Source organism: Dietzia sp. DQ12-76, assembly GCF_014145045.1.
Taxonomy (GTDB): domain Bacteria; phylum Actinomycetota; class Actinomycetes; order Mycobacteriales; family Mycobacteriaceae; genus Dietzia.
The window spans coordinates 1-2,669 of the sequence record NZ_JAALDV010000480.1 but is presented as its reverse complement, the minus strand read 5'-3'; the positions used below and the strand labels follow the sequence as shown (position 1 = coordinate 2,669).

The following is a 2,669-nucleotide window of genomic DNA, read 5'->3' as shown; positions in this document are numbered from 1 at the left end:
TCCGCCTCCGGCAGACCCGCCACCGGCAGGCCCACCACCACGCCCGACCGGGTTCCTCCACCCGTCGACACGGCGGCCACCTGGCGGACGCCGGAGGACCTCGCCCGGGATACGTCGGGCCGGACCTCGGCTCCGACCGCACCGGTGGGTCCGGCGGGCGAGATCCCCCGCGACGAGTTCGACGCGCTCCGCTCGGGGACCCACCGCGACCCGCATTCGGTCTACGGTGCCCACCGGGCCGGCGGCGGTTCCGTCGTGCGGACCATGCAGCCCGGCGCCACCTCGGTGGAGATCGTGCTCGGCTCCCGCACCGTCCCGATGGAACCGCTCGGCGACGGCGTGTTCGGGGCGATGATGGACGAGCCGGATGTCCCGGACTACCGGTTCCACGTCACCTACCCGGACGGACACACCCGGACCGTCGCGGACGGGTACAGGTTCCTGCCCACCCTGGGCGAGATGGACCTCCACCTGATCAACGAGGGGCGTCACGAGCGATTGTGGACCGTCCTCGGGGCGCACGTCCGCACGTACGACACCCCCGGCGGTCCTGTCACCGGCACGTCGTTCGCCGTCTGGGCCCCGAACGCCCGGGGAGTCAGCGTGGTGGGCGACTTCTGCGGGTGGAACCCCGTCGCCCTGCCCCTGCGCGCGATCGGCGCCTCCGGGGTGTGGGAGGTGTTCGTCCCCGACGTCGCCGACGGCGCGGTCTACAAGTACTGCGTCCGCGGCGCCGACGGCCGGACCGTCGACCACGCCGATCCGCTGGCCGTGGCCACCGAGGTGCCGCCCGCGACAGGGTCCAGGGTCTTCACGTCCGGGTACGCGTGGAACGACGACGAGTGGGTGTCTGCCCGCGCGACCCGTGACCACTCCCGGTCCCCGATGACGGTACTCGAGGTCCACGTGGGCTCCTGGCGGCCGGGGCTGGGCTACCGGGAGTTCGCCCACCAGTTGGCCGACCACGTGGCCGAGACCGGCTTCACCCACGTCGAACTCATGCCCGTCGCCGAGCACCCCTTCGGCGGTTCCTGGGGCTATCAGGTCTCCTCCTACTACGCCCCCACCAGTCGCTTCGGATCCCCGGACGACCTGCGCTATGTGGTCGACCACCTGCACTCGCGCGGCATCGGCGTGCTCATGGACTGGGTCCCCGCACACTTCCCCAAGGACGAGTGGTCCCTCGGCCGCTTCGACGGCACCCCGCTCTACGAACACGCGGACCCCCGCCGCGGTGAACAGCCCGACTGGGGCACCTACGTCTTCGACTTCGGCCGTCACGAGGTCCGGAACTTCCTGGTCGCCAACGCGTTGTACTGGGCCGAGGAGTTCCACGTGGACGGTCTGCGCGTGGACGCCGTGGCCTCGATGCTCTACCTGGACTACTCGCGCAACGAGGGCGAGTGGACCCCCAACCGCTACGGCGGGCGGGAGAACCTCGAGGCGATCTCGTTCCTGCAGGAGGTCAACGCGACCGTGCAGCGGGAGCACCCGGGATTCCTCATGATCGCGGAGGAATCGACCTCCTGGGGCGGCGTCACCGCCCCGACCGATACCGGCGGGCTCGGGTTCTCCATGAAGTGGAACATGGGGTGGATGAACGACACCCTGCGGTACGTCGGACTCGACCCGGTCTACCGGGGCCACCACCACGGCGAGATCACGTTCTCGCTGATGTACGCCTGGAGTGAGCGCTTCGTGCTCCCGCTCAGCCACGACGAGGTGGTGCACGGCAAGGGATCGATGTGGCAGCGCATGCCGGGTTCCTCGTGGGACCGGGCGGCCGGGTTGCGGGGGCTCTACGCCTACATGTGGGCACACCCGGGCAAGAAGCTCCTCTTCCAGGGACTGGAGTTCGGCCAGGTCGGCGAGTGGAACGACGAACAGGGCGTCACCTGGGGGGACCTCGAGGGCTGGGAGGGCGAGTACCACCGTGGCATCCTCGCCTCGGTCCGCGACATGAACGCCCGCTACGCGGAGAACCCCGGCCTCTGGTCGCTCGACGACGACCCGTCGGGATTCTCGTGGATCGATGCCAACGACGCCGACCACAACGCCCTGTCGTTCCTGCGTACGGATCACTCCGGCAGCATCATCGCCTGTGTGGTGAACTTCTCGGGCAGCGCCCTGCACGACTACCGGATCGGTCTCCCCGAGGCCGGGTTCTGGGAGGAGATCCTCAACACCGACGCCGCGGCCTACGAGGGATCCGGTGTCGGCAACCTCGGCGGTGTCGACGCCGAGGATCGGCCACACCACGGCCGCACGCACTCGGCGGGCATCACCGTCGGTCCCCGCGCCACGATCTGGTTGCGCCACACCCGCTGACGGCGGGCGAGACGCCTCAGTACAGCGCGTTGGCGAGGTTGCGGCGGGCGTCCAGGACCCGCGGGTCGTCCGTCGGGAGCGACTCGAGGAGATCGACCAGCCGGGACCGGAGCACCGCCCGGTCGTCGCCCCCGCTCACCCGGATCGCGTCGACGAGGACCGCGAACGCCGACTCGTACTCTCCTCCCACCAGGGCCCTGTCGGCCGCCCGAAGGGCCGCGGGAACCGTGCCCTCGCCGGCATCGGCCTCCTCGGCCGCACGACGAGCGGCCTGCACGTACCTCAGCGCCTCGAGGAGCGAGTGGTCCCGCGGGCGGGAGTCCACCAGCGCGGCGAAGCGC

General features: G+C 70.7%; 2 protein-coding genes. One reads left to right on the top strand and one right to left on the bottom strand.

Going from position 1 to position 2,669, the window contains the following annotated elements; all coding sequences use genetic code 11:
• Positions 1-144 precede the first annotated feature (144 nt).
• Entirely contained in the window at positions 145-2,328 is a 2,184-nt protein-coding gene (gene glgB / locus G6019_RS15150; RefSeq protein WP_182613712.1) for a 1,4-alpha-glucan branching protein GlgB, read from the top strand.
• A gap of 16 nt (positions 2,329-2,344) precedes the next feature.
• Here glgB and G6019_RS15145 read toward each other — a convergent pair.
• Positions 2,345-2,669: tetratricopeptide repeat protein (locus G6019_RS15145; RefSeq protein WP_182627933.1), on the bottom strand; the 325-nt coding region annotated here is incomplete at its 5' end.